The following is a 26996-nucleotide window of genomic DNA, read 5'->3' as shown; positions in this document are numbered from 1 at the left end:
GGATAGCACTCTGCACAAAGCGGATATTGCCCCGCCGAACCCAGCCCTAACCTGAGCCTGCCTGAACAATAACAACGGAGGCCCCGGCCATGTCCCTGGGTATCGACTACCTGCGTTCGCTGCTTGAGGAAGACCCTGCCAAAGGCGTCTATCGCTGCCGGCGGGAGATGTTCACCGACCCGCGCCTGTTCGACCTGGAGATGAAGCACATCTTCGAAGGCAACTGGGTCTACCTCGCCCATGAAAGCCAGATCCCCGAGAAGAACGACTTCCTGACCACGATGATCGGTCGCCAGTCGGTCTTCATCGCGCGCAACAAGGACGGCGTGCTCAACGCCTTCCTGAACGCCTGCAGCCACAAGGGCGCCATGCTCTGCCGGCACAAGTCCGGCAACCGCGCAAGCTACACCTGCCCGTTCCACGGCTGGACCTTCAACAACTCCGGCAAGCTGCTCAAGGTCAAGGACCCGGCCGAGGCCGGCTACCCGGAAGGCTTCAACTGCGAAGGCTCCCACGACCTGACGAAAGTGGCGCGCTTCGAGTCCTACCGCGGCTTCCTCTTCGGCAGTTTGAAGGCCGAGGTCAAGCCGCTGGTGGAGCACCTGGGCGAGTCGGCGAAGATCATCGACATGATCGTCGACCAGTCCCCCGAAGGCCTGGAAGTGCTGCGCGGCTCCAGCAGCTACATCTACGAAGGCAACTGGAAACTCACCGCCGAAAACGGCGCCGACGGCTACCACGTCAGCTCGGTGCACTGGAACTACGCCGCCACCCAGAGCCAGCGCCAGCAGCGCGAAGCCGGCGAAGAAGTGAAGACCATGAGCGCCGGTGGTTGGGCCAAGCATGGCGGCGGTTTCTACTCCTTCGACCACGGCCACCTACTGCTCTGGAGCCGCTGGGCCAACCCCGAGGCGCGCCCGGCCTTCGAGCGCCGCGACGAACTGGCCCGCGACCATGGCCGCGCCCGCGCCGACTGGATGATCGAGAACTCGCGCAACCTCTGCCTGTACCCCAACGTCTACCTGATGGACCAGTTCAGCTCGCAGATCCGCATCGCCCGGCCCATCGACGTCAACCGCACCGAAATCACCATCTACTGCATCGCGCCCAGGGGCGAGAGCAGCGAGGCTCGTGCCCAGCGCATCCGCCAGTACGAGGACTTCTTCAACGTCAGCGGCATGGCCACGCCGGACGACCTGGAGGAATTCCGTTCCTGCCAGCAGGCCTACCAGGGCAGCGCGGGCGGCTGGAACGACATGTCGCGCGGGGCGCAGCACTGGATCGACGGCGCCGACGATGCGGCGCGGGAAATCGACCTGGCGCCGGCTCTGTCCGGCGTACGCACCGAGGACGAAGGCCTGTTCGTGCTGCAGCACCAGTACTGGCAGCAGATCATGATCGATGCGCTGGCCGCCGAGCAGGCCAATCGCATCGCCGTGACAGAGGAGGGCGTGTGATGAGCCGCTACGAGAGCGTCCGCGACTTCCTCTACCGCGAAGCGCGCTACCTCGATGACAAGGACTGGGATGCGTGGCTGGAGCTGTACGCCGCCGACGCCACCTTCTGGATGCCCTCCTGGGATGACCGCGACCAGCTCACCGAAGACCCGCAGCGGGAAATCTCGCTGATCTGGTACGGCAGCCGTGGCGGCCTGGAAGACCGCGTGTTCCGCATCAAGACCGAGCGCTCCAGCGCGACCCTGCCGGACACGCGCACCTCGCACAACCTGAGCAACATCGAGGTGCTCGGCGAGGCCGACGGGCAGTGCCAGGTGCGCTTCAACTGGCACACCCTGAGCTTCCGCTACAAGACCGTCGACAGCTACTTCGGCACCAGCTTCTACACGCTCGACGTGCGTGGCGAGCAGCCGCTGGTAAAGGCGAAGAAGGTCGTGCTGAAGAACGACTACGTCAGGCAAGTCATCGACATCTACCACATCTGATTCGCCGTCGCAGGCTGTGCGGCGCGTGCGTGGATTCGCCGCGCGCGATGCTGCCTGCGCGGCACCGAGGTGCACGCCATGAACCACAAGATCGCCCTCAATTTCGAAGACGGCGTTACCCGCTTCATCGACGCCAGCCCCAGCGAGACCGTGGCCGATGCGGCCTACCGCCAGGGCATCAACATTCCGCTGGATTGCCGCGACGGCGCCTGCGGCACCTGCAAGTGCTTCGCCGAAGCCGGCCGCTACGACCTGGGCCAGGACTACATCGAGGACGCGCTCACCGAGGACGAAGCCGAGCAGGGCTACGTGCTCACCTGCCAGATGCGCGTGCAGAGCGATTGCGTGGTGCGCGTGCCGGCCTCCTCGCAAGTCTGCAAGACCGCCCAGGCCAGTTTCGAGGCCAGCATCAGCGCGGTGCGCCAGCTCTCCGAAAGCACCATCGCGCTGTCGATCAAGGGCGAGTCGCTGAGCAGGCTGGCCTTCCTGCCGGGGCAGTACGTCAACCTGCAGGTGCCGGGCAGCGAGCAAAGCCGCGCTTACTCCTTCAGCTCGCTGCAGAAGGACGGCGAGGTCAGCTTCCTGATCCGCAACGTGCCGGGCGGCCTGATGAGCAGCTTCCTCACCGGTCTGGCCAAGGCCGGGGACGCGCTGTTCCTGGCCGGCCCGCTGGGCAGCTTCTACCTGCGCGAGATCAAGCGGCCCTTGCTTCTGCTGGCCGGTGGCACGGGCCTGGCGCCCTTCACCGCGATGCTCGAACAGATCGCCGAGCGCGGCAGCGAACATCCGCTGCACCTGATCTACGGCGTCACCCATGACTTCGACCTGGTGGAGATGGACCGCCTGGAAGCCTTCGCCGCGCGCATCCCCAATTTTACCTGGAGCGCCTGCGTGGCCAGCCCGGAGAGCAGCTATCCGCGCAAGGGCTACGTCACCCAGCACATCGAGCCGGTGCATCTGAACGACGGCGAGGTGGACATCTACCTCTGCGGTCCGCCGCCGATGGTCGAGGCAGTCAGCCAGCACATCCGCGAGCAGGGCATTACGCCGGCGAATTTCTATTTCGAGAAGTTTGCGGCGAGTGCGGCCTGATGGCGCTCCGCCGGTAAAGCCCCTCTCCCTAACCCTCTCCCTTCAGGGAGAGGGCAGGGGAGAGGGTGGTGGACCAAACGAAGATGCCAAAAGAGGTCACCGTGAACCGATTCAATAACAAAACCGCCCTCGTCACCGGCGCCGCCCAGGGCATCGGCCGGCGCGTCGCCGAACGCCTGGTGGAAGAGGGCGCCAAGGTCATCGCCGTGGACCGCTCGGAAATCGTCCACGAACTGCAGGACGCCATCGGCCAGCACGGCGAAGTGCTCACCCTGACCGCCGACCTGGAACGCTACGCCGACTGCCAGAACGTAGTCGATGAGGCAGTAAAGCGCTTCGGCCGCCTCGACATCCTGGTCAACAACGTCGGCGGCACCATCTGGGCGAAGCCCTTCGAGCATTACGCCGAGGACGAGATCGAAGCCGAGGTGCGCCGCTCGCTGTTCCCGACCCTGTGGTGCTGCCGCGCGGCGTTGGTGCCGATGCTCGAGCAGGGCGCGGGCGCCATCGTCAACGTCTCGTCCATCGCCACCCGTGGGGTTAATCGCGTGCCCTACGGGGCGGCGAAGGGCGGGGTGAACGCGCTGACTGCGTGCCTGGCCTTCGAGACCGCCGAGCGCGGCGTGCGGGTCAACGCCACCGCGCCCGGCGGCACCGAAGCGCCGCCGCGGCGCATCCCGCGCAACGCGGCGCAGCAGAGCGAGGAGGAGAAAGCCTGGTACCAGCAGATCGTCGACCAGACCCTCGACAGCAGCCTGATGAAGCGCTACGGCAGCATCGACGAGCAGGTCGGCGCGATCCTCTTCCTCGCCTCCGACGAAGCCAGCTACATCACCGGCGTGACCCTGCCGGTGGGCGGCGGCGACCTGGGCTGAGTCGCCGCCATGATGCCCTTACGGCAGGTTTGCGCCGATCAGTTGCAGGCAGCGTTGCAGCGGCGCACTGACGTCGCCGCGGCGCTGGCTGAGGATGATCGGCGAGACCGCCCCGGCGTCGGTCAGCGTGGCGTAGCCGATGTCGGCGCGGTGCTGCTGTTGCACCGACGCCGGCACCAGCGCCACGCCCAGCCCGGCGGCGACCAGGCCGATGGCGGTCTGCAATTCGTTGGTCCATTGCGCCACGCGGATGCCCAGGCCGTGGTTGGCGAACAGCGCCAGCACGTGGTCGGCGTAGCTGGGGCGCGGATTGGCGGGGTAGAGCACGAAGTCCTCGCCGGCCAGCTGTTCCAGGCTCAGCAGCGTGCCGAGCAGGCGATGGCCGGCGGGCAGCACGGCGACCATCGGCTCCTCGCGCAAGACCTGCTGGGTAATTGCCGGATCGTCGATGCGGATGCGCCCGAAGCCGATGTCGATGCGCCCGCTTTTCAGCGCCTCGACCTGCTGCACCGTGGTCATTTCCTGCAGCCCCAGCTCCAGAGCGGCGTCGCCGCGCAACTCGCGGATCAGCTCGGGCAAGCCGTCGTACAGCGTCGAGGGCGCGAAGCCGATGCCGAACCACTGGCGCTCGCCCTGGCCGATGCGCCGGGTGCTCTCGCAGATGCTTTCCAGCTGCGCCAGCAGGGTGCCGGTCTGCTCGTGGAAGTAGCGCCCGGCGTCGGTCAGGCGCAGCGGCCGGCCACGCTCCAGCAGCGCTACGCCAAGCAGTTCCTCGAGTTGCTGGATCTGCCGGCTCAGCGGCGGCTGGGCGATGTGCAGGCGCTCGGCGGCGCGGGTGAAGTTGAGGGTGCCGGCCACTTCGCGGAAGTAGCGCAGGTGTCGCAGCTCCATGATACCTCCAGGGTATGCAACAAGATGGCAACGATATTGGACTGCCTGCAGGCCCCGGCGCAATCCTTCGTCAGTCGTGAAAAGACCTGTCGGGTATCGCCGCAATGCGGCCCGGCCCATCCACAAATCCAAGACCGGAACGCCGTCCATGAGTAGCCCCGTCATCGAACGCATCGAGTCGATCATCGTCGACCTGCCGACCATCCGCCCGCACAAGCTGGCCATGCACACCATGCAGCAGCAGACGCTGGTGATCATCCGCCTGCGCTGCTCCGACGGCGTCGAGGGCATCGGCGAAGCCACCACCATCGGCGGCCTGGCCTATGGCAACGAGAGCCCGGAAAGCATCAAGGCCAACATCGACGCGCACTTCGCGCCGCTGCTCAAGGGCCAGGACGCCAGCAACATCAACGCCTGCATGCAGCGCCTGGACAAGTCGATCAAGGGCAACACCTTTGCCCGCTCGGGTATCGAGAGCGCGCTGCTGGACGCCCAGGGCAAGCGCCTCGGCCTGCCGGTCAGCGAGCTGCTCGGCGGTCGGGTGCGCGACAGTCTCGAAGTGGCCTGGACCCTGGCCTCCGGCGACACCGCCCGCGACATCGCCGAAGCCGAGCAGATGCTCGACATCCGCCGCCACCGCATCTTCAAGCTGAAGATCGGCGCCAACCCGCTGGAGCAGGACCTCAAGCACGTGGTGGCGATCAAGAAGGCCCTGGGCGAGCGCGCCAGCGTGCGCGTGGACGTCAACCAGGGTTGGGACGAATCCCAGGCCATCCGTGGCTGCCAGGTGCTCGGCGAGAACGGCATCGACCTCATCGAACAACCCATCTCGCGCATCAACCGCAGCGGCCAGGTGCGCCTGAACCAGCGCAGCCCGGCGCCGATCATGGCCGACGAATCCATCGAGAGCGTGGCCGACGCCTTCAGCCTCGCCGCTGACGGCGCCGCCAGCATCTTCGCCCTGAAGATCGCCAAGAACGGTGGCCCGCGCGCCGTGCTGCGCACTGCGCAGATCGCTGAAGCCGCCGGCATCGCGTTGTACGGCGGGACCATGCTCGAAGGCGCGGTCGGCACCCTGGCCTCGGCCCACGCCTTCCTCACCCTGGAGAAGCTGACCTGGGCCACCGAGCTGTTCGGCCCGCTGCTGCTCACCAAGGAAATCGTCACCGAGGCGCCGGTCTACCGCGACTTCCAGCTGCACGTTCCGCGCACGCCCGGCCTGGGCCTGACTCTCGACGAGGAGCGCCTGGCGCGCTTCCGCCGCCACTGATTTGCAACCCTTTCCGACTGCCCGATAGAGGAGAAGACCCGATGCTGTTCCACGTGAAGATGACCGTGAAATTGCCCGTCGACATGGACCCGGCCAAGGCCGCCCAGCTCAAGGCCGACGAGAAGGAGCTGGCCCAGCGCCTGCAGCGCGAGGGCAAGTGGCGCCACCTGTGGCGCATCGCCGGGCACTACGCCAACTACAGCGTGTTCGACCTCGCCAGCGTCGAGGAGCTGCACGACACCCTGATGCAGCTGCCGCTGTTCCCGTACATGGACATCGAGGTCGACGGGCTCTGCCGCCATCCGTCCTCGATCCATACCGACGACCGCTGATTTCTGTCCGAACGACTCAACAAGAACAAGACTTGAGGATCGCATCATGACCGTGAAGATTTCCCAGACTGCCGACATCCAGAAGTTCTTCGAAGAGGCCAGCGGCGCCCTGAATGACCAGGGCAACCCGCGCGTGAAGAACCTCGTCCTGCGCATCCTGCAGGACACCGCGAAACTGATCGAAGACATGAACGTCACCCCCGACGAATTCTGGAAGGCGGTGGACTACCTCAACCGTCTCGGCTCCCGTCAGGAAGCCGGCCTGGTCGTCGCCGGCCTCGGCGTCGAGCACTACCTCGACCTGCTGCTGGATGCCCAGGACGCGGCTGCCGGCATCGGCGGCGGTACCCCGCGCACCATCGAAGGCCCGCTGTATGTGGCCGGCGCGCCGCTGTCCGAAGGCGAAGCGCGGATGGATGACGGCAAGGACGCGGGCACCGTGATGTTCCTTTCCGGCCGCGTGTTCGACCCGCAGGGCAAGCCGCTGGCCGGCGCCGTGGTCGACCTCTGGCACGCCAACACCCAGGGCACCTACTCGTACTTCGACAGCACCCAGTCCGAGTTCAACCTGCGCCGGCGCATCGTCACCGACGCCGAAGGCCGCTACAAGGCCCGCAGCATCGTGCCCAGCGGCTACGGCTGCCCGCCGGACGGCCCGACCCAGGAGCTGCTCGACCAGCTCGGTCGCCACGGCCAGCGCCCGGCGCACATCCACTTCTTCATCTCCGCGCCGGGGCATCGCCACCTGACCACGCAGATCAACCTCGCAGGCGACCAGTACCTGTGGGACGACTTCGCCTATGCCACCCGTGATGGGCTGATCGGCGAGGTGCGTTTTGTCGAGGACGCGGCTGCCGCCAAGGCGCGCGGTGTGGGAGGGCGCTTCGCCGAGATCGAGTTCGACTTCCAGCTGCAGCAGGCGGTTTCTGCCGATGCCGAGGATCGCAGCAACCGTCCTCGCGCCTTGCAGGAAGCCTGATTCCCGCCAACGCTCCGACTTTGCCCGTAACCCCGACGTAGGATGGCGGGGAGCGCAGCGATACCCATCGATCCGTGCACCGACCGCATGGGTATCGCTGCGCTCTACCCATCCTACGCAGAGCGCCCTGATGCTCCGCAGCTCGGGCTGTCGCAGGCATGGTCAACTCCTACAGATCAACGCTGTGCCAACACTGTAGGAGCGGGCCATGCCCGCGACCCGCGGACAACGTCTGCGTCCACCTTCAGACACCTCCGATCCCGTGAAAACCAGCCGTTAGCCCCCTAAGAGAAGTGTTCGATATTCGCACCAATAGTCGATTATCGCATTGTTCGCTCATCCCCCCGACGGTACTGTTTTCCCATCGGCACCCCCTACACCACGAGACCGACCATGGCTGAACTCCTGACTCTCCGCGAAGCGGTCGAGCGCTTCGTCAACGACGGCGATACCGTCGCGCTCGAAGGCTTCACCCACCTGATCCCGACCGCTGCCTCCCACGAGCTGATCCGTCAGGGCAAGAAAGACCTGCACCTGGTGCGCATGACCCCCGACCTGGTCTACGACCTGCTGATCGGTGCCGGCTGCGTGCGCAAGCTGACCTTCTCCTGGGGCGGCAACCCCGGTGTCGGTTCGCTGCATCGCCTGCGTGACGCGGTGGAGAAGGGCTGGCCGCGGGAGCTGGAGATCGACGAGCACAGCCACGCCGACCTCGCCAACTCCTACGTCGCCGGCGCCTCGGGCCTGCCGTTCGCCGTGCTGCGCGCCTACGCCGGCTCCGACCTGCCGAAGGTCAACCCGAACATCAAGTTCATCAACTGCCCGTTCACCGGTGAGCAACTGGCTGCCGTGCCGTCGGTGCGCCCGGACGTCACCGTGATCCACGCGCAGAAGGCCGACCGCAAGGGCAACGTGCTGCTGTGGGGCATCCTTGGCGTGCAGAAGGAAGCCGCCCTGGCCGCCAAGCGCTGCATCGTCACCGTCGAGGAAATCGTCGACGACCTGAATGCGCCGATGAACTCCTGCGTGCTGCCGACCTGGGCACTGTCCGCCGTCTGCCTGGTGCCTGGCGGTTCGCACCCGTCCTACGCCCACGGCTACTCCGAACGCGACAACCGCTTCTACCAGGCCTGGGACCCGATCGCCCGCGACCGCGACACCTTCAACGCCTGGATCGATACCTACATCCGCGGCACGAAAGATTTCAACGAGTTCAAAGCCAAGCTCGCGGAGGCCAAGTAATGAGCGCCTACAGCACCAATGAAATGATGACCGTGGCCGCCGCCCGCCGCCTGAAGAACGGTGCCGTCTGCTTCGTCGGTATCGGCCTGCCGTCCAAGGCCGCCAACCTCGCGCGTCTGACCGCCTCGCCGGACGTGGTCCTGATCTACGAATCGGGCCCCATCGGCGCCAAGCCCAGCGTGCTGCCGCTGTCCATCGGTGACGGCGAGCTGGCCGAGACCGCCGACACCGTGGTGCCCACCGGCGAGATCTTCCGCTACTGGCTGCAGGGCGGGCGCATCGACGTCGGTTTTCTCGGCGCAGCCCAGGTCGACCGCTTCGGCAACATCAACACCACTGTCATCGGCGACTACAACAAGCCCAAGGTGCGCCTGCCTGGCGCCGGTGGCGCGCCGGAGATCGCCGGTTCCGCCAAGGAAGTGCTGATCATCCTCAAGCAGTCCCACCGCACCTTCGTCGACAAGCTGGCCTTCATCACCTCGGTCGGCTTCGGCGAGGGCGGCGACCATCGCAAGCAGCTCGGCCTCCCAGGCAAGGGCCCGGTGGCGATCATCACCGACCTGTGCATCATGGAGCCGGAAGCCGGCAGCAACGAATTCATCGTCACCACCCTGCACCCGGGCGTGACCCGCGAGCAGGTGGTCGAGAACACCGGCTGGGCGATCCGCTTCGCTGAGCAGGTGACCGAGACCGTCGCGCCGACCGACGTGGAGCTGGAAGCTCTGCGCGCCCTCGAAGCTCGCACCGCCGCCGCCCACGGCCAGCTGGGAGGTGAGGAATGAGCCGCGAGGTCTTCATCTGCGACGCCGTGCGCACGCCCATCGGTCGCTTCGGCGGCTCGCTCTCCGGTGTGCGCGCCGACGACCTCGCCGCCGTGCCGGTGAAGGCGCTGCTGGAACGTAACCCGCAAGTCGACTGGGCCGCGCTGGACGAGGTCTACCTCGGCTGCGCCAACCAGGCCGGCGAGGACAACCGCAACGTGGCGCGTATGGCGCTGCTGCTGGCCGGCCTGCCGGAAAGCGTGCCGGGCGTGACCCTCAACCGTCTCTGCGCCTCGGGCCTGGACGCGGTAGGCACCGGCTTCCGCGCCATCGCCAGCGGCGAGGCCGAGCTGGTCATCGCTGGCGGCGTCGAGTCCATGTCCCGCGCGCCCTACGTGATGGGCAAGGCCGACAGCGCCTTCGGCCGCGGTCAGAAGATCGAGGACACCACCATCGGCTGGCGCTTCATCAATCCGCTGATGAAGGCGCAGTACGGCGTGGACGCCATGCCGCAGACCGCCGACAACGTGGCCGACGATTACAACGTCAACCGCGCCGACCAGGACGCCTTTTCCCTGCGCAGCCAGCAGCGTGCCGGCGTCGCCCAGGCCAACGGCTACTTCGCCGAGGAAATCGTCCCGGTGGTGATCAAGGGTCGCAAGGGTGACACCGTCGTCGACACCGACGAACACCCGCGCCCGGACACCACCCTGGAAGCGCTGGCCAAGCTCAAGCCGGTCAACGGCGAAGGCAAGACCGTCACTGCCGGCAACGCTTCCGGCGTGAATGACGGTGCCGTGGCTCTGATCCTCGCCAGCGCCGAGGCGGTGAAGAAACACGGCCTGACGCCGCGCGCGAAGGTGCTCGGCATGGCCAGCGCCGGTGTCGCCCCGCGCGTGATGGGCATCGGCCCAGTGCCGGCGGTGCGCAAGCTGCTGGAGCGCCTGAACCTGTCGGTCGACCAGTTCGATGTCATCGAGCTGAACGAAGCCTTTGCCGCGCAAGGTCTGGCGGTGACCCGTGATCTGGGCATCGCCGATGACGACGTACGGGTGAACCCCAACGGCGGCGCCATCGCCCTCGGCCACCCGCTGGGTGCCAGCGGCGCGCGCCTGGTGCTGACCGCTGTGCACCAGCTGCAGAAGTCCGGCGGCAAGCTTGGCCTGTGCACCATGTGCGTGGGCGTAGGGCAGGGCGTGGCGCTGGTCGTCGAGCGCGTCTGACCTCTGGCCTTGTAGGGCGCGTAACCTGGAACAGGTTATCCGCCGGCCATGGGTCGGCGGATACGCTGGCGCGTTATGCGCCCTACGAAAGGCAACTCTCCGGTCATACTGTCCGACAACGCCCGCCGATCTCCGGAGCCACCTCGTGAGCACCCACCTTCTGTTCGACGCCTACTTCACCCAGCCCGCCATGCGCGCGATCTTCAGCGACCACGGCCGGGTGCAGGGCATGCTCGACTTCGAGGCCGCGCTGGCCCGTGCCGAGGCCCGCGTGGGTGTGATCCCGGCAAGCGCCGTGGCGCCCATCGCCGCCGCCTGCCGCGCCGAACTCTACGATTTCGCTGCACTGGCGCAGGCCATCTGCAGCGCCGGTAATTCCGCGATCCCGCTGGTGAAGGCGCTGGGCAAGCGTATCGCCGCCGAGGACGCCGAAGCCGAGCGCTACGTGCACCTGGGCGCCACCAGCCAGGACGCCATGGACTCCGGGCTGGTCCTGCAACTGCGTGCCGCCATCGAGCTGCTCGAAGGCGACCTTGTCCAGCTGGCCGACGCGCTCGCCCTACAAGCACAAGCCCACGCCGGCACGCCCATGGTCGGCCGCACCTGGCTGCAGCACGCCACGCCCGTCACCCTCGGCATGAAGATCGCCGGCTGGCTGGGTGCGATTACCCGCCATCGCCAGCGTCTGAGCGAACTCAAGCCGCGCCTGCTGTGCCTGCAATTCGGCGGCGCCTCCGGCAGCCTCGCCGCGCTGGGCGAGCAGGGCTTCGCCGTGGCCGAAGCGCTGGCTGAAGAGCTGGACCTGCAACTCCCCGAACAACCCTGGCACACCCAGCGCGACCGCCTGGTGGAGTTCGCCAGCCTGCTCGGCCTGATCGCCGGCAGCCTGGGCAAACTGGGCCGCGATCTCAGCCTGCTGATGCAGACCGAGGCCGGCGAAGTCTTCGAGCCTTCCGCGCCGGGCAAGGGTGGTTCCTCCACCATGCCGCACAAGCGCAACCCGGTGGGCGCCGCCGTGCTGATTGGCGCGGCGACCCGCGCGCCCGGCCTGGTCTCGACCCTGTTCGCCGCCATGCCCCAGGAGCACGAGCGCAGCCTCGGCCTGTGGCACGCCGAATGGGAAAGCCTGCCGGAGCTGTGCTGCCTTGTCTCCGGTGCGTTGCAACAGGCGCTGAGCCTGGTGCCGGGCCTGGAAGTCGACGCCGGGCGCATGCTGGCGAACCTCGACCTGACCCGTGGCCTGGTGCTCGCCGAAGCCGTGAGCATCGCCCTGGCCCAGCGCATCGGCCGCGACGCCGCACACCACCTGGTGGAGCAGTGCTGCAAACAGGCGGTGAAGGAGGGTGCACACCTGCGCGCGGTGCTCGGTGCCAACGCCGAAGTCGCCGCCCAACTGAATGCCGAAGAGCTGGATCGCCTGCTCGATCCCGCCCATTACCTGGGCCAGGCGCGCCGCTGGGTCGAGCGCGCGCTGGCCGAACACCACGCACTTTCTTCGCGCAAAGAATCCCCATAGGAGCCTTGCATGCCTGCCGTACGTCTCGCCGATGGCGACCTGAATTACTTACTCGAAGGGCCGCAACTCTCAGGCCCCGCCGACGCTCCGGTTTTGGTGCTGTCCAACTCCCTGGGCACCGACCTGCACATGTGGGACGCGCAGGTCGCCGCCTTCGCCGAACACTTCCGCGTGCTGCGCTATGACACCCGTGGCCACGGCGCTTCGCTGGTCACTCCCGGCCCGTACAGCGTCGAGCAGAATGGCCGCGACGTGCTGGCCCTGCTGGACGCTCTGGACATCCCGCGCGCGCATTTCTGCGGCCTGTCCATGGGCGGCCTGATCGGCCAGTGGCTGGCCATCCATGCGCCGGAGCGCATCGAGCGCCTGGTGCTGTGCAACACCGCCGCCAAGATCGGCACCCCGGAAGTCTGGAACCCGCGTATCGAGACCGTGCTCAGCGGCGGCGCCGAGGCCATGCGCAATCTGCGTGATGCTTCGATCTCGCGCTGGTTCACCGCCGACTTCGCCGAAGCTGAGCCGGGCAAGGTCGAGCCTATCGTCGGCATGCTGGCGCAGACTTCGCCGGAAGGTTACGCAGCCAACTGCGCGGCTGTGCGTGATGCCGATTTCCGTGGAGAGATCGGTGCTATCTCGGCGCGGACCCTGGTGGTCTGCGGCGCTGCCGACCCGGTGACCACCACCGAGGACGGCCGCTTCCTGCAGGCGCGCATTCCCGGCGCCGAGCTGGCGGAATTCCGCGCCGCGCACCTGTCCAACGTGCAGGCCGGCGATGCCTTCAGCCAGCGCGTGCTGGACTTCCTGCGCGCATAACTGCTTTTCGTAGGAGCGAGCTTGCTCGCGAACAAACCCCGCTGCGGGCTCGGGTTCGCGAGCAAGGGCTAGGCGCCCCCCTCGGTCCTACAGGCCAACACCGGAGTTAGAGATGGACGAGAAAGAACGCTACGAAGCCGGCATGCAGGTGCGCCGCGCGGTGCTGGGCGATGCCCACGTCGACCGCAGCCTGCAGAAGCGCAACGCCTTCAACGAAGAGTTCCAGGAAATGATCACCCGCCATGCCTGGGGTGACATCTGGACCCGCCCCGGCTTGCCGCGCCACACCCGCAGCCTGATCACCATCGCCATGCTGATTGGCATGAACCGCGAGGGCGAGCTGACGCTGCACCTGCGCGCCGCGCGCAACAACGGCGTGACCCGCGAAGAGATCAAGGAAGTCCTGCTGCAGAGTGCGATCTACTGCGGCATCCCGGCCGCCAACGCCACCTTCCACCTCGCCGAGGCGGTGTGGGACGAGCTGGGCACCGAGTCGCTGGGCGACGCCTGATCAGCGCCGCCCGGACCACGCATCCGGGCGGTGACTGATTGGCGAGAGCGCTGATCGCAGGTAGGGGCTGTTCTTGTAGGGCGCATAACGCGCCAGCGTTATCCGCCGCAGGATCGCCGGCGGATAACCTGTTCCAGGTTATGCGCCCTACGATGGATCGTGGGCATGGGCCGGGTGCCCCAGCCCATCCGAATGCGATGTCCCTGTAGGAGCGGGCCATGCCCGCGATGGCGGAACAGGCCTGCCGGCCTGCCAGCCGGATCGCGGAGAAGCTCTGTTACGAGATCAAGAGCCGCTCTCCACGAATCTGGAGAGACTCAGCTCTCCAACTCCTTCCTGTCCCTGAACAGCTCGAGCGCCTGCGGGTTGGCCAGCGCGTCGGTGTTCTTCACCGGCTGGCCGTGCACCACGTTGCGTACCGCCAGTTCGACGATCTTGCCGCTGATGGTGCGCGGGATGTCGCTGACCGCGAGGATCTTCGCCGGCACATGGCGTGGGGTGGTGTTGCTGCGGATGGTCTGGCGGATGCGTTCCTGCAGCGCTTCGTCCAGTTCCACGCCGTCACGCAGTCGCACGAACAGCACCACGCGCACGTCGCCTTGCCACTCCTGGCCGATGGCGATGGACTCCAGCACCTGTTCGATCTTCTCCACCTGGCGGTAGATTTCCGCGGTGCCGATGCGCACACCGCCGGGGTTGAGTACGGCATCGGAACGGCCATGGATCACCAGACCGCCGTGCTCGGTTTCCTCGGCGTAGTCGCCGTGGGCCCAGACGCCGGGGAAGGTGGCGAAGTAGGCATCGAGGAATCTCTCGTTGTTCTCGTCGTTCCAGAAGCCCGCCGGGATGGACGGGAAGTGCCGCACGCAGACCAGCTCGCCTTTCTCGCCGCGCACCGGTCTGCCGGCCTCGTCCCAGACTTCCACCGCCATGCCCAGTGCCTTGCACTGGATTTCCCCGCGCCACACCGGCAGGGTCGGATTGCCGATGGCGAAGCAGGAAACGATGTCGGTGCCGCCGGAGATCGACGACAGGCAGAGGTCGGGTTTCACCTCGCGGTAGACGTAGTCGAAGCTCTCGTGGGCCAGTGGCGAACCGGTCGAGAGCAGGGTCTTCAGACGTTCCAGCGAGTGGCTCTGGCGCGGCCGCACGTTGGCCTTTTCCAGTGCGGCGATGTACTTGGCGCTGGTGCCGAACACGCTGATGTTCTCCGCGTCGATCAGGTCCATCAGGCGCTCGGGGCCGGGGTGGAAGGGCGAGCCGTCGTAGAGCACCAGCGTCGCGCCGACGGCGAGTCCCGAGACCAGCCAGTTCCACATCATCCAGCCGCAGGTGGTGTAGTAGAACAGCGTGTCTTCGTTGCCCAGGTCGACGTGCAGGCCGTGCTCCTTCAGGTGCTGCAGCAGCACGCCGCCGGCGCCGTGGACAATGCACTTGGGCACGCCGGTGGTGCCGGAGGAGTAGAGGATGTACAGCGGGTGGTCGAAAGGCACCGGGGTGAATACCGGCTCGCCGCCGCTGTGGAAGAAGTCCTGCCAGAGGCTGACCAGCGCCGGCGTCTGGAAGTCGCTGCGTCGCGCGTGGCCGTTGGCGTAGGGGACGATCACCAGCTGCTCCAGGGTGGGCAGCTGGGCGAGGATTTCGTTGAGTTTGGCGCTGAGGTCCAGCATCTTGCCGGCGTAGCGGTAGCCGGCGCAGGCGATCAGCACCTTGGGCTCGATCTGGCCGAAGCGGTCGATCACGCCATGGGTGCCGAAGTCTGGCGAGCAGCTCGACCAGGTGGCGCCGAGGCTGGTGGTGGCGAGCATGCCGACCACGGTCTGCCAGGTGTTGGGCATGAAGGCCGCGACGCGGTCGCCGACGCCCACGCCGGCTTCGCGCAGGGCACACTGCAGGCCGGCGACCTGGGCGGCCAGCTCGGCATGGCTGATCACCTCGCGACGCTCATCCTCGCTGATGGCGATCAGCGCCGGCTTGTTGTCGCGACGGCGCAGCAGGTGTTCGGCGAAGTTCAGGGTGGCGCCGGGGAACCAGCGCGCATCGGGCATTTCCGGGCCTTCCTCGAGGACCGCCGTGGGCGCCTCGTGGAACTGCACGCCGAAGGTGTCGATGATGGCCAGCCAGAAGGCTTCGCGCTCGGCGATGCTCCAGGCATGCAATGCGGCGTAGTCGGGCAGGTCGACTCCGTGCTGCTGCGCCACCTTGCGGCGGAAGGCGTCCATCCGGGTGGCGGCGATGCGTTCGGGGGAGGGTGTCCAGAGCAGTGGGTTCATTGACGACGACTCCAGCGAAGGAACGGTGGGCACCGCCGACCAGCGGCCCCCATCATCTTGACACGAAGCGTCGCCGGAAGTGCTTCGCCGCTGCGGGTGAATCACTGCGCGACCCAGCCGCCGTCCATGTTCCAGGCGGCGCCGCGGACCTGGGCGGCGGCTTCAGAACACAAGAATAGCGCCAGCTCGCCCAGCTGGTCGGCGGTGACGAAGTCGAGCGACGGCTGCTTCTCCGCCAGCAGGTCGTGGCGTGCCTGTTCGGGTGTGGCACCGGCTGCTATCCGCGCGTCGATCTGCTGCTGCACCAGCGGCGTCAGCACCCAGCCGGGGCAGATGGCGTTGCAGGTGATGGCGCTGGTGGCGGTTTCCAGGGCGGTAGTCTTGGTCAGGCCGATCACCCCGTGCTTGGCGGCCACGTAGGCGCTCTTGCCGGCAGAGGCGACCAGGCCATGGGTCGAGGCGATGTTGAGGATGCGCCCCCAGCCGCGCTGGCGCATGCCCGGCAGCGCCAGGCGGGTGGTGTGGAACACCGAGGAGAGGTTGATGGCGATGATCGCGTTCCAGCGCTCCACGGGGAAATCCTCCAGCGCCGCGACGTGCTGGATGCCCGCGTTGTTGACCAGGATGTCGAGGCCGCCGAACTCGCGCTCGACGTAGGCGATCATCTCGGCGATCTGCTCGGGTTGCGCCATGTCTGCGCCGTGGTGGCCGATGCGTGTGCCATGTACCGACAGCTCGCGTACCGCCGCGTCGATATCGCCGAAGCCGTTGACCACCACGTTGGCACCCGCCTGTGCAAGGCGTGCGGCGATGCCCAGGCCGATGCCGCTGGTGGAGCCGGTGACCAGTGCGGTCTTGCCTTTGAGAGTCATGCAAATCTCCTCTGGAACGGGTTGGCCGCATTGCTGCGACTATCAAAACATTGGATTGCCCGGAATTCGTTTGTGGCCTTGCGAGCTAGAGCAGAACAAGGAAAAAGCAGGCGAGGACGCGGAGTTGACGTGTAGTCAATGAGCAGCCATCGCCTGCTTTTGACGCAGTTATGCCGACGCGCAGCTAGCCACAAGCGGATTCTCAGACGATGCCGGTGGCGTAGAACGTGCCGATCACCACGAACACCGCGAGGGTCTTGATCAGGGTGATGGCGAAGATGTCCTTGTAGGCCTCGCGATGGGTCAGGCCGGTGACCGCGAGCAGGGTGATGACCGCGCCGTTGTGCGGCAGGGTGTCCATGCCGCCGGAGGCCATGGCCGCGACCCGGTGCAGCACTTCCAGCGGGATGTTGGCGGCGTGGGCGGCGGCGATGAACTGCTCGGACATGGCCGCCAGGGCGATGCTCATGCCGCCCGACGCCGAGCCGGTGATGCCGGCCAGGGTGGTGACGGTGATGGCCTCGTTGATCAGCGGGTCGGGAATCTTCTTCAGCGCATCGGCCAGCACCAGGAAGCCCGGCAGCGAGGCGATCACCGCACCGAAGCCGTATTCCGAGGCCGTGTTCATGGCCGCCAGCAGCGCGCCGCCCACGGCGGTCTTGCTGCCCTCGGCAAGCTTGCTGCGGATCACCGTGAAGCTGGTCACCAGCACCAGCAGGATGCCCAGCAACAGCGCCGCCTGCACCGCCCAGATGCCGGTCAGCTTGGCCACGTCGCTGGCCACCGGGGCGGCCATGCCGGCCAGTTGCAGGCTGTGGGTCTTGCCGTAGACCTGGGGAATCCAGTGGGTGAACAGCAGGTTGGCGACGCCCACCAGCACCAGGGGCGAGAGCGCCAGCAGCGGGTTGGGCAGCCGGATGTCGTCGGCGGTTTCCGGCTCGTTGCGCAGCTCGCTGCCGTAGCCCTCGCCGGCGGCGCGCGCCTTGCCGGCCTGGCGACGCAGGAACAGTATGCCGACGCTGAACACGAAGAGGCTGCCGATCAGCCCCAGCCAGGGCGCGGCCCAGCCGGTGGTGTTGAAGAAGGCGGTGGGGATGATGTTCTGGATCTGCGGGGTGCCGGGCAGGGCATCCATGGTGAAACTGAACGCGCCCAGGGCGATGGTCGCCGGGATCAGCCGCTTGGGAATGTTGCTCTGGCGGAACATCTCGGCAGCGAAGGGGTAGACCGCGAACACCACCACGAACAGCGAGACGCCGCCGTAGGTGAGCAGGGCGCAGACCAGCACGATCACCAGCATCGCCTGGCTGGTGCCAAGCAGGCGGATGGCGGCGGCGACAATGGAGCGCGAGAAGCCCGACAGCTCGATCAGCTTGCCGAACACCGCGCCGAGCAGGAACACCGGGAAGTAGAGTTTGACGAAGCCGACCATCTTCTCCATGAACACCCCGGTGAAGGCCGGGGCGACGGCGGCAGGGTCCGTCAGCAGCACCGCGAGCAGTGCCGCGATGGGGGCGAAGAGGATCACGCTGTAGCCGCGGTAGGCGGCGAGCATCAGCAGGGCGAGGGCCGCAAGGGCGATGACCACGCTCATCGAAGTATCTCCAGTTGTCGCGCGGCCAGGAGCCGCGCGTCGTTCTTGTTGTAGTGGGCTTGCTTGACGATCAGGAGTCAGGCGGTCAGTTGGTTACCAGAGCGGCAGCACGTAGCTGAGGATCAGGCGGTTCTCGTCCAGGTCGTTGCCGAAGTGGCTGGAGCGCACCGTCGCATTGCGCCACTTCACGCCGACGTTCTTCAGCGGGCCGCTCTGCACCACGTAGCCGATATCGGTGTCGCGTTCCCATTCCTTGCCTTCGGGCTTGCCCGCGCCCAGCTCGATGCTGTCGCCGGACAGGTAGCGCGTCATGAAGGTCAGGCCGGGAACCCCGAGGGCGCCGAAGTCGTAGTCGTAGCGGGCCTGCCAGGACTTCTCGTCGCGGTTGGCGAAGTCGCCGATCTGCACGAAGTTGACCAGGAAGGCGTCGGTGCCGCCGATGTAGGCGAAGCCGGTGTCGCCGCTCATCTTCTGGTAGCCGGCGCCGAAGCCGTGGCCGCCCAGGGTGTAGGTGAGCATCGCGCCGAAGGCGCGGTTGTCGACGTTGCTGTGGCCGTCGTCGTCGGAACGCGCGTAGCGCAGGTCGGTCTTCAGCGACTGGCCGGCAGCGACGGGCAGCACATGCACCAGGTTGACGATGTGCTGGTCGTAGAGCCCGTCGAGCTTGGCGTAGCTGTAGCCGGTGGTGAGTTGCGGCGTCCACTTGTAGCTCAGGCCGGCGAAGTCGAACTGGTCGCTGGTGTCGGTGGCGACGATGCCGCGCGCGCTGCCGCTGGTGACGGTCATGTCCTCGCGGTTGGACGAGTCGCGCTGGCTCACCTGGCGCAGGCGGCCACCATCGAAAGTCAGGCCGGCGAACTCGGCGGAATTCAGGTGCGCGCCTTCGAAGGTCTGCGGCAGCAGGCGCGAATCGTTGGCCAGCACGGTGGGCAGCTTGGGCAGCAGGGTGCCGATCTTCAGCGTGCTTTTTGAGGCGCGCAGCTTGGCGGTCAGGCCCAGCTCGCTGTAGTCGTCCGGCGCGCCGTTGACCTTGTCCTTGTCGCGCGGCAGCAGGCCGGAGCCGGCGCGGTCGGGGCTGGAATCCAGCTTCACGCCGAGCAGGCCGAGGGCATCCACGCCCACGCCGATGGTGCCTTCGGTGTAGCCGGATTCGTAGCGCAGCAGAAAGCCCTGGGCCCATTCGTCCTGCTTGGACTGCGCGGCGTTGTCCTGGCGGAAGTCGCGGTTGAAGTAGAAGTTGCGCAGTTCGACGCTGGCCTTGCTGTCGGCAAGAAATTCGGCGAAGGCCTGGGGCGAAAGGACGAGGGTGGAACCGAGGGCGGCCAGAATGGCGGTACGGCTCATCGGGTGATCTCCTGGCGCGGCGCCGTGTGCGAAGCGGGACTAGCCGTGGTGTCCGCTGGGGTCTGTTCGCGTTCGGGCAGCGTTGATTGTTGTTATGTCGGCTGTGCGGCGCGAAGGCCGCGAGAGGCGACATAGCCAGGACCGTGCCAGGATTGTAACTATCTGATTTTCAAGTCTTATTTTGAGAAAATCGACTGCTGATGGATATCGTTTGTCTCTGAATGGAGACGGATTTCCGCAAGGCTATGCCAGGGGGCAGTGATTTTGTGGAGAAACTGGCTTGTCTCTTTTTTGAGACTTGTCTCTGTTTCGGGATTGGTGGGTCAGGATTGCAGACCCAGTGTCGCCATCTTCTTGTACAGGGTGGAACGGCCCAGTCCGAGGCGCTGCGCGGCGGCGTCGACGTTGCCGGCCTGCTCGGCCAGGGTGTTGGCGATCAGCTCGCGCTCGAAGGCATCCCGTGCCGCATAGAAATCCTGCCCTTCGCCCAGCCTGGCTGACGGCGCTGCTGTGCCGACCGGCAACGGTTGCAGCTCACCCAGCGCCGAGCGCAGGGCGGCGGCATCGATCTGCGGGCGGTCGCCCAGCAGCACGGTGCGCTCCAGCAGGTTGCGCAGTTCGCGCACGTTGCCCGGCCAGGCGTGCCGGGCGAGCAGGGCGAGGCCGCCGGCATCCAGCTCGAAGAGGGTCTGGCGGTCGTCGCGCAGGCCGTCGAGGATGGCTTCGCACAGCGCCGGCAGGTCTTCCAGGCGCTCACGTAGCGGCGGAATCTCGATGGGCAGGACGTTGATGCGGTAGAACAGGTCGGCGCGGAAACGCCCTTCGCGCACGGCGGCGTCGAGGTCGATGGAGGTGGCCGCGATCAGGCGGATGTCGCTGCGCAGCACCTCGTTGGAGCCCACCGGCTCGAATTCCTTTTCCTGCAGCACGCGCAGCAGCTTGCTCTGCAGGGTCAGCGGCATGTCGCCGATCTCGTCGAGGAACAGCGTGCCGCCCTGGGCGATCTGCAGCTTGCCGGCGCGGCCCTTGCGGTCGGCGCCGGTGAAGGCGCCCGGTGCGGTGCCGAAGAACTCGGCTTCCAGCAGGGTCTCGGGGATGGCGGCGGCGTTGAGGCTGACGAAGGGTTTGTCTGCGCGTGGCGAAGATGCATGGATGGCATGGGCGAGCAGTTCCTTGCCGGTGCCGGTCTCGCCCAGCAGCAGGATCGGCGCCTCGCTGGCGGCGCCGCGGCGGGCGCGGCGCTTCACTTCCAGGCTGGCCGGGCTGGTGCCGATGAAATGCGCGAAGCTGTACTTGGCCTGGCGCGCCTGCAGCAGCGAGCGGGTCGAGGCCAGTTCGGCCTGCATGCGCTGGTAACGGGTGAGCAGCGGCGAGAGTGCGCGCAGTTCGTCGAACAGGGCAAAGCCGATGCCGCCGATGACCACGCCTGAATCGTCGCGGATCGGCACGCGCATGACCACCAGCGGGTCCTTGGCCATGTCGAGGATGTCCAGCAGCATCGGCCGGCCGCTGCTGACCACTTCGCGCATCAGGCTGCCGGGGATCACCTGTTCCACCGGGCGGCCGACGGCCTGCTCGGCGCTGTCCAGGCCGAAGCGCTGGGCGTAGCGTTGGTTGATCCAGACGATGCGCGTCTCGCGGTCGACTATCACCGTGCCTTCGCTGAACTGCTCGAAGATCTCGAACAGCGAGCGGATCGCCAGTTGGCGGACGCTGGGGTAGTCCTTGAGGCTGTCGGTATCGGTCATCGGTGGGCCGTGCGCGAGGAGGGCAGAGGGCGCACTGTACCGGGATGTGGAGATGAGGTCAGCCGGGTAGGGCGTTATCCGCCGATCCTTCGGCGGCGCATAAAGCGTTCCGCTTTATGCGCCCTGCGGTCTGCGACGAGTGTCGTGGATCCCTGTCAGCGCTTGGACAGCTGCGCCTTGGCCACGCGCGAGCCGTTGGGCTTGTCGAGCACGGCGCAGATGCGCTGGCCGGCGTCGATCAGCAGGTCCAGGTCGATGCCGGTGTGGATGCCCAGGCCGTTGAGCAGGTAGAGCACGTCTTCGGTGGCAACGTTGCCGGTGGCACCCTTGGCGTAGGGGCAACCGCCGAGGCCCGCGACCGAGCTGTCGAACACCGCGATGCCTTCAAGCAGGCTCGCGTAGACGTTCGCCGTGGCCTGGCCATAGGTGTCGTGGAAGTGCCCGGCCAGTTGCGCGCGCGGCACGCGCTGGCCGACGACTTCGAACATGTGCCGGGTAGCGCCGGCGGTGCCGACGCCGATGGTGTCGCCCAGGGAAACTTCATAGCAGCCCATGGCGTGCAATTCCGCAGCGACGGCAGCAACCTGTTCCGCGTCCACCTCACCCTGGTAGGGGCAGCCGAGCACGCAGGAGACGTAGCCGCGCACGCGCACGTTGTGGTGGCGCGCCGCTTCCATGATCGGCACGAAACGCTCCAGGCTTTCCTTGATCGAGCAGTTGATGTTCTTCTGCGAGAAGGCTTCGGAGGCGGCGGCGAATACCGCGACTTCCTTGACCTGGGATTCCAGCGCGGCCTCGAAGCCTTTCATGTTCGGCGCCAGGGCGGCGTAGGTGACGCCAGCCTTCTGCTGGATGCCGGCGAAGACTTCGGCCGAGCCGGCCATCTGCGGTACCCACTTGGGCGAGACGAAGCTGCCGACTTCGATGTAGCTCAGTCCGGCGGCGGTGAGGTCGTCCACCAGGCGCACCTTGTCGGCGACGGCGATGGGCTGTTTCTCGTTCTGCAGGCCGTCGCGCGGGCCGACTTCGACCAGGCGGACGGATGGGGGCAGGGTCATGGAATGTCCTCGTTGGGTTCACGCGAAGGGCGGTGCTTTCTGCAGGAGCGAGCTTGCTCGCTCCTGCAAATGCGGCATCAAGCGGAAGTCGTGTAGGGCGCATAAAGCGGAACGCTTTATCCGCCGTTGTCTGGCGGCGGATAACGCTGGCGCGTTATGCGCCCTACAAAAGCCGGCGTCAGGCCGACGCCTCCTCCAGCTCCACCAGCGCCGTACCTTCCGACACCAGTTCGCCTTCGCTGCAATACAGCGATTTCACCACGCCAGCGTGCGGCGCGCGAATGCTGTGTTCCATCTTCATCGCTTCGAGCACCACCAGCGCGGCGCCGGCTTCGACGCTCTGGCCGGGTTCGACCAGGATGCGCACGATGCTGCCGTTCATGGGCGCGCCCAGGCCACCCTGGTGCGAGTGCGCGGCTTCGGCCTCGGCGATAGGGTCGAAGCGTTGCACGCTGACCAGCTCGCCGTTCCATTCCAGGTAGAGGCTGTCGCCACGGCGGATCACCTGGTGACGGCGGCGGATGTCGCCGTCCTTCACGTCCAGATACTGGCCGTCCAGATTCGCAATGCGCTGGCCATCAGCGTGGCGCAGGCGCACGACATGCGACTCGCCCTTGGCCAGCAGGTGCAGGTCGGTTTCCCCCGGCAGGCCACTGCGCCAGCCGCTCTGGGCGGACCATGGCGAATGGGCATCGTCGCCACGCACGCGGGCGGCTTCGCTCTGCACCCAGGCTTCGGCGGCGAGCTGCCAGAAACGCTCAGGCAGGGCGGTGGCCGCGGGCAGCAGGTCATCCTGGTAGCGGCCGATGAAGCCGGTATCCAGCTCGCCCTTGGCGAAGGCCGGGTGGGCCAGCACGCGGCGCAGGAAGGCCAGGTTGGTCTTGAAGCCGCCGACGGCGGTTTCGCCGAGCATCGACAGCAGGCGCTGGCGCGCTTCCTCGCGGTTCTCGCCCCAGGCGATCAGCTTGGCCAGCATCGGGTCGTAGAACGGCGAGATGTCGTCGCCCTCGCGGATGCCGCTGTCCACCCGGCGGCCGGGGCCGGCGGCGGGTTCGCGGTACAGCGCGAGGTGGCCGCTGGCAGGCAGGAAGCCGCCCTCAGGGTCTTCGGCGTAGAGGCGCACTTCGATGGCATGGCCGATCAGCGGCACCTGTTCCTGGGTGATCGGTAGCGGTTCACCACGGGCGACGCGAATCTGCAGGGCGACCAGGTCGAGGCCGGTGATGGCTTCGGTGACCGGGTGCTCCACCTGCAGGCGGGTGTTCATTTCCATGAAGAAGAACTGGCCGCTGCCTTCGTCGTAGAGGAACTCCACGGTGCCGGCGCCTACGTAGCCGATGGCCTGGGCGGCGCGCACGGCGGCCTCGCCCATGCCCTGGCGCAGTTCCAGGGAGAGGCCCGGAGCCGGCGCTTCTTCCACCACTTTCTGGTGACGACGCTGAATCGAGCAGTCGCGTTCGTTGAGGTACAGGCAGTTGCCGTGCTGGTCGGCGAATACCTGGATTTCCACGTGGCGCGGCTTGGTCAGGTACTTCTCCACCAGCATGCGCGAGTCGCCGAAGCCGGACTGTGCTTCACGCTGGGCGGATTCCAGCGCCTCGGCCAGTTCGGCCTCGCGCTCGACCACCTTCATGCCCTTGCCACCACCACCGGCAGCGGCCTTGAGCAGCACCGGGTAGCCGATGCGCTCGGCCTCGCGCTGGAAGGTTGCGTAGTCCTGAGCTTCGCCGTGGTAGCCGGGTACCAGTGGCACGCCGGCGGTTTCCATCAGCGCCTTGGCGGCGGACTTGCTGCCCATGGCGTCGATGGCGCTGGCCGGCGGGCCGAGGAACACCAGCCCGGCCTCTTCGCAGGCGCGGGCGAAGCCGGCGTTCTCCGAAAGGAAGCCATAGCCGGGGTGAATGGCCTGCGCACCGGCGGCTTTCGCGGCGGCCAGTACGGCGTCCGCGCGCAGGTAGCTTTCAGCGGGTTTGGCGCCGCCCAGGTCGATGGCGATGTCCGCCTCCTCGACGTGGCGGGCGTTGCGGTCGGTGGCGCTGTGCACGGCCACGGTGGTCAGGCCCAGGGCCTTGGCGGTGCGCATCACGCGGCAGGCGATCTCGCCGCGGTTGGCCACCAGCAGGGTATCGATCTTCTTCATCAGACTTGCTCCTGCCAGGCCGGTTTGCGTTTTTCCAGGAAGGCGCGCAGGCCTTCCTGCCCTTCGGGGCTGATGCGGATGCGGGCGATGGCGGCTTCGGTGTAGCGGCGGCGCTCGGGCGTGAGTTCGCCGGCGCCGATTTCGTGGAACAGCGCCTTGCAGGCCACCAGGGCCGCCGGACTGTTGTTCAGCAGGTTGGCGATCCAGGCGTCGGCTTCGTCATCCAGGTCGGCGGCCGGGTAGTGCTCGTCCACCAGGCCCAGTTCGCGGGCGCGCAGGCCGCTGAAGCGTTCGGCAGTCATGGCGTAGCGGGTGGCGGCACGCTGGCCGATGGCCTTGGTGACGAACGGGCCGATGGTCGCGGGGATCAGGCCGATGCGCACTTCGGACAGGCAGAACTGCGCGTCCTCGGCGGCCAGCGCCATGTCGCAGCAGGCCACCAGCCCGACGCCACCACCGAAGGCCGCGCCCTGCACGATGGCGAGGGTCGGCTTGTTCAGCTGGTGCAGGTTGTAGAGCAGTTCGGCGAGCTGCTGGGCGTCGTTGAGGTTGCCCTGGTAGTCCAGCTGCACGGATTCCTGCATCCACGCCAGGTCCGCGCCACCGCAGAAGTGCCGGCCGCGGCCGCGCAGCACGACCAGGCGCACGCGCTCGTCGCTGGCCACGGCAGCCAGCGCCTGGATCAGCTCGGCGATGGTCTGGGCGTTGAAGGCGTTGTTCTTCTCCGGGCGGTTCAGCCAGAGAGTGGCGACGCCGCGCGGGTCGATGTCAAGCTCAATGTTCTGATAGTCGGTCATGGCTGCGGCCTTACATGCGGAAGACGCCGAAGCGCGTGGCTTCGACAGGCGCGTTGAGCGAGGCGGAGAGGGCCAGGCCGAGCACGTCGCGGGTCTGCGCCGGGTCGATGACACCGTCATCCCACAGGCGCGCGCTGGAGTAGTAGGGGTGACCCTGGCGCTCGTACTGTTCGAGGATCGGCGCCTTGATCTTCGCCTCGTCCTCGGCCGACAGCGCGTTACCGGCGCGTTCGGCCTGCTCGCGCTTGACCTGGGCGAGCACGCCAGCGGCCTGCTCGCCGCCCATCACGCCGATCCGCGCGTTGGGCCACATCCACAGGAAGCGCGGGTCGTAGGCACGGCCGCACATGCCGTAGTTACCGGCGCCGAAGCTGCCGCCGATGATCACGGTGAACTTCGGCACCTGCGCGCAGGCCACCGCGGTGACCAGCTTGGCGCCGTGCTTGGCGATGCCGCCGGACTCGTACTTCTGGCCGACCATGAAGCCGGTGATGTTCTGCAGGAACACCAGCGGGATGCCGCGCTGGCAGGCCAGTTCGATGAAGTGCGCGCCTTTCTGCGCGGCCTCGGCGAAGAGGATGCCGTTGTTGGCGAGGATCGCCACCGGGTAGCCGTGAAGGTGGGCGAAGCCGCACACCAGGGTGGTGCCGAACAGCGCCTTGAACTCGTCGAATTCGCTGCCGTCGACCAGCCGGGCGATGATCTCGCGCACGTCGAAGGGCTGCTTGCTGTCCACCGGGATCACCCCGTACAGCTCGTCGCTGGCGTACAGCGGGGCGCGCGGGGCGCGGGTGTTGAGCTGGCCCTGTTTGCTCCAGTTGAGGTTGGCGATGCAGCGGCGGGCGAGGGCCAGCGCATGCTCGTCGTCCTCGGCGTAGTGGTCGGCCACGCCGGAGGTCTTGCAGTGCACGTCGGCGCCGCCCAGGTCCTCGGCGCTCACCACCTCGCCGGTGGCGGCCTTCACCAGCGGCGGGCCGGCGAGGAAGATGGTGGCCTGGTTGCGCACCATGATGGTCTCGTCGCTCATCGCCGGCACGTACGCACCGCCGGCAGTGCAGGAGCCCATCACCACGGCGATCTGCGGGATGCCCTGGGCGCTCATGTTGGCCTGGTTGAAGAAGATCCGCCCGAAATGCTCGCGGTCGGGGAACACTTCGTCCTGGCGCGGCAGGTTGGCGCCGCCGGAGTCCACCAGGTAGATGCACGGCAGGCGGTTCTGCTGGGCGATGGTCTGGGCGCGCAGGTGCTTCTTCACGGTCAGCGGGTAGTAGCTGCCGCCTTTCACCGTGGCGTCGTTGCCGACGATCATGCATTCCACGCCTTCCACGCGGCCGATGCCGGCGACCACGCCGGCGGCGGCGACGTCTTCGCCGTACACCTCATGGGCGGCGAGCGCGGAGACTTCGAGGAACGGCGAGCCGGCATCGAGCAGGCGGTTGATGCGCTCGCGCACCAGCAGCTTGCCGCGCGCGGTGTGCTTGGCCTGGGCAGCGGCGCCGCCGCCTTCATGGACGCGGCCGAGGACGGCGCGCAGGTCCTGGACGTTCTCCAGCATGGTCGCGGCGTTGGCGGCGAAGTCAGGAGAGCGCGGATTGATCTGGGTGTGCAGGATGGCCATGGTTGGCTCCATCAGGTTGAGCTGGGCGCGGGGGCTTTCCCCTCACCCCGACCCTCTCCCGGAGGGAGAGGGGGCGCATTCGGAACGCTGGGATTTCAGCCGGCA

At 67.2% G+C, this 26996-nt stretch carries 23 protein-coding genes; 13 read left to right on the top strand and 10 right to left on the bottom strand.

Annotated elements, in window-relative coordinates; all coding sequences use genetic code 11:
- Positions 1-89 precede the first annotated feature (89 nt).
- From benA to IB255_RS22095, 4 genes are all read left to right on the top strand, one after another.
- Positions 90-1457 (top strand): benzoate 1,2-dioxygenase large subunit, encoded by a 1368-nt coding sequence (gene benA / locus IB255_RS22110; RefSeq protein ID WP_081516597.1) that lies wholly within the window; start codon positions 90-92, stop codon positions 1455-1457.
- A complete protein-coding gene (gene benB, locus IB255_RS22105; protein ID WP_081516598.1) occupies positions 1457-1942 on the top strand; it encodes a benzoate 1,2-dioxygenase small subunit in 486 nt (161 codons plus the stop codon). Before benA ends, benB begins: the two co-directional genes overlap by 1 nt.
- A gap of 78 nt (positions 1943-2020) precedes the next feature.
- A complete protein-coding gene (gene benC / locus IB255_RS22100) occupies positions 2021-3034 on the top strand; it encodes a benzoate 1,2-dioxygenase electron transfer component BenC (protein ID WP_081516599.1) in 1014 nt (337 codons plus the stop codon).
- Between the two features lie 101 nt (positions 3035-3135).
- Positions 3136-3909: a 1,6-dihydroxycyclohexa-2,4-diene-1-carboxylate dehydrogenase gene (locus IB255_RS22095; protein WP_318652769.1), complete on the top strand. Its 774-nt coding sequence runs from the start codon at positions 3136-3138 to the stop codon at positions 3907-3909.
- 18 nt (positions 3910-3927) lie between these two features.
- Here IB255_RS22095 and IB255_RS22090 read toward each other — a convergent pair whose 3' ends face one another.
- Complete coding sequence (locus IB255_RS22090; protein ID WP_192210870.1) at positions 3928-4800, bottom strand: LysR family transcriptional regulator; 873 nt, start codon at positions 4798-4800, stop codon at positions 3928-3930.
- Positions 4801-4948: 148 nt separating this feature from the next.
- On the opposite strand from IB255_RS22090, the gene IB255_RS22085 reads away from it, so the two are divergent.
- From IB255_RS22085 to pcaC, 9 genes are all read left to right on the top strand, one after another.
- Positions 4949-6070, top strand: coding sequence for a muconate cycloisomerase family protein (locus IB255_RS22085; RefSeq protein ID WP_192210869.1), 1122 nt, complete (start codon positions 4949-4951; stop codon positions 6068-6070).
- A gap of 41 nt (positions 6071-6111) precedes the next feature.
- Complete coding sequence (gene catC, locus IB255_RS22080; RefSeq protein WP_081516603.1) at positions 6112-6402, top strand: muconolactone Delta-isomerase; 291 nt, start codon at positions 6112-6114, stop codon at positions 6400-6402.
- 46 nt (positions 6403-6448) lie between these two features.
- Positions 6449-7381 (top strand): catechol 1,2-dioxygenase, encoded by a 933-nt coding sequence (gene catA, locus IB255_RS22075; RefSeq protein WP_192210868.1) that lies wholly within the window; start codon positions 6449-6451, stop codon positions 7379-7381.
- A gap of 393 nt (positions 7382-7774) precedes the next feature.
- Entirely contained in the window at positions 7775-8623 is an 849-nt protein-coding gene (locus tag IB255_RS22070; protein ID WP_081516604.1) for a CoA transferase subunit A, read from the top strand.
- Positions 8623-9405 carry a CoA-transferase subunit beta gene (locus tag IB255_RS22065; RefSeq protein ID WP_081516605.1) on the top strand — a complete coding sequence of 261 codons (783 nt, stop codon included), beginning with the start codon at positions 8623-8625 and terminating at the stop codon, positions 9403-9405. The genes IB255_RS22070 and IB255_RS22065 overlap by 1 nt, the downstream gene beginning before the upstream one ends.
- Positions 9402-10607, top strand: a complete 1206-nt coding sequence (gene pcaF / locus IB255_RS22060) for a 3-oxoadipyl-CoA thiolase (protein WP_192210867.1) — start codon at positions 9402-9404, stop codon at positions 10605-10607. Before IB255_RS22065 ends, pcaF begins: the two co-directional genes overlap by 4 nt.
- A gap of 145 nt (positions 10608-10752) precedes the next feature.
- On the top strand, positions 10753-12123 hold the full coding sequence (locus tag IB255_RS22055) for a 3-carboxy-cis,cis-muconate cycloisomerase (RefSeq protein ID WP_192210866.1): 1371 nt from the start codon (positions 10753-10755) through the stop codon (positions 12121-12123).
- Positions 12124-12132: 9 nt separating this feature from the next.
- A complete protein-coding gene (gene pcaD, locus IB255_RS22050; RefSeq protein WP_192210865.1) occupies positions 12133-12936 on the top strand; it encodes a 3-oxoadipate enol-lactonase in 804 nt (267 codons plus the stop codon).
- A gap of 112 nt (positions 12937-13048) precedes the next feature.
- On the top strand, positions 13049-13447 hold the full coding sequence (gene pcaC / locus IB255_RS22045) for a 4-carboxymuconolactone decarboxylase (protein ID WP_045208224.1): 399 nt from the start codon (positions 13049-13051) through the stop codon (positions 13445-13447).
- A 317-nt stretch (positions 13448-13764) separates the two neighbouring features.
- Here pcaC and IB255_RS22040 read toward each other — a convergent pair whose 3' ends face one another.
- From IB255_RS22040 to IB255_RS22000, 9 genes are all read right to left on the bottom strand, one after another.
- On the bottom strand, positions 13765-15720 hold the full coding sequence (locus IB255_RS22040; protein ID WP_081516609.1) for an acetoacetate--CoA ligase: 1956 nt from the start codon (positions 15718-15720) through the stop codon (positions 13765-13767).
- Between the two features lie 101 nt (positions 15721-15821).
- Positions 15822-16592 (bottom strand): 3-hydroxybutyrate dehydrogenase, encoded by a 771-nt coding sequence (locus tag IB255_RS22035; RefSeq protein WP_081516610.1) that lies wholly within the window; start codon positions 16590-16592, stop codon positions 15822-15824.
- A 202-nt stretch (positions 16593-16794) separates the two neighbouring features.
- Positions 16795-18186, bottom strand: coding sequence for a GntP family permease (locus IB255_RS22030; RefSeq protein ID WP_081516611.1), 1392 nt, complete (start codon positions 18184-18186; stop codon positions 16795-16797).
- 93 nt (positions 18187-18279) lie between these two features.
- A complete protein-coding gene (locus tag IB255_RS22025; protein ID WP_081516612.1) occupies positions 18280-19530 on the bottom strand; it encodes an OprD family porin in 1251 nt (416 codons plus the stop codon).
- A 323-nt stretch (positions 19531-19853) separates the two neighbouring features.
- Complete coding sequence (locus IB255_RS22020; RefSeq protein WP_081516613.1) at positions 19854-21278, bottom strand: sigma-54 interaction domain-containing protein; 1425 nt, start codon at positions 21276-21278, stop codon at positions 19854-19856.
- A gap of 155 nt (positions 21279-21433) precedes the next feature.
- A complete protein-coding gene (locus IB255_RS22015; protein WP_192210864.1) occupies positions 21434-22336 on the bottom strand; it encodes a hydroxymethylglutaryl-CoA lyase in 903 nt (300 codons plus the stop codon).
- A 178-nt stretch (positions 22337-22514) separates the two neighbouring features.
- Entirely contained in the window at positions 22515-24476 is a 1962-nt protein-coding gene (locus tag IB255_RS22010; RefSeq protein ID WP_192210863.1) for an acetyl/propionyl/methylcrotonyl-CoA carboxylase subunit alpha, read from the bottom strand.
- Positions 24476-25273: a gamma-carboxygeranoyl-CoA hydratase gene (locus IB255_RS22005; RefSeq protein WP_138216247.1), complete on the bottom strand. Its 798-nt coding sequence runs from the start codon at positions 25271-25273 to the stop codon at positions 24476-24478. The genes IB255_RS22010 and IB255_RS22005 overlap by 1 nt, the downstream gene beginning before the upstream one ends.
- 10 nt (positions 25274-25283) lie before the next feature.
- Positions 25284-26891, bottom strand: coding sequence for a carboxyl transferase domain-containing protein (locus IB255_RS22000; protein ID WP_192210862.1), 1608 nt, complete (start codon positions 26889-26891; stop codon positions 25284-25286).
- Positions 26892-26996 lie beyond the last annotated feature (105 nt).

This window comes from Pseudomonas sp. PDM22, from assembly GCF_014851965.1.
Classification (GTDB): domain Bacteria; phylum Pseudomonadota; class Gammaproteobacteria; order Pseudomonadales; family Pseudomonadaceae; genus Pseudomonas.
Note: the sequence above shows the minus strand (reverse complement) of the source record. Positions and strands in the feature narration are given on the sequence as shown.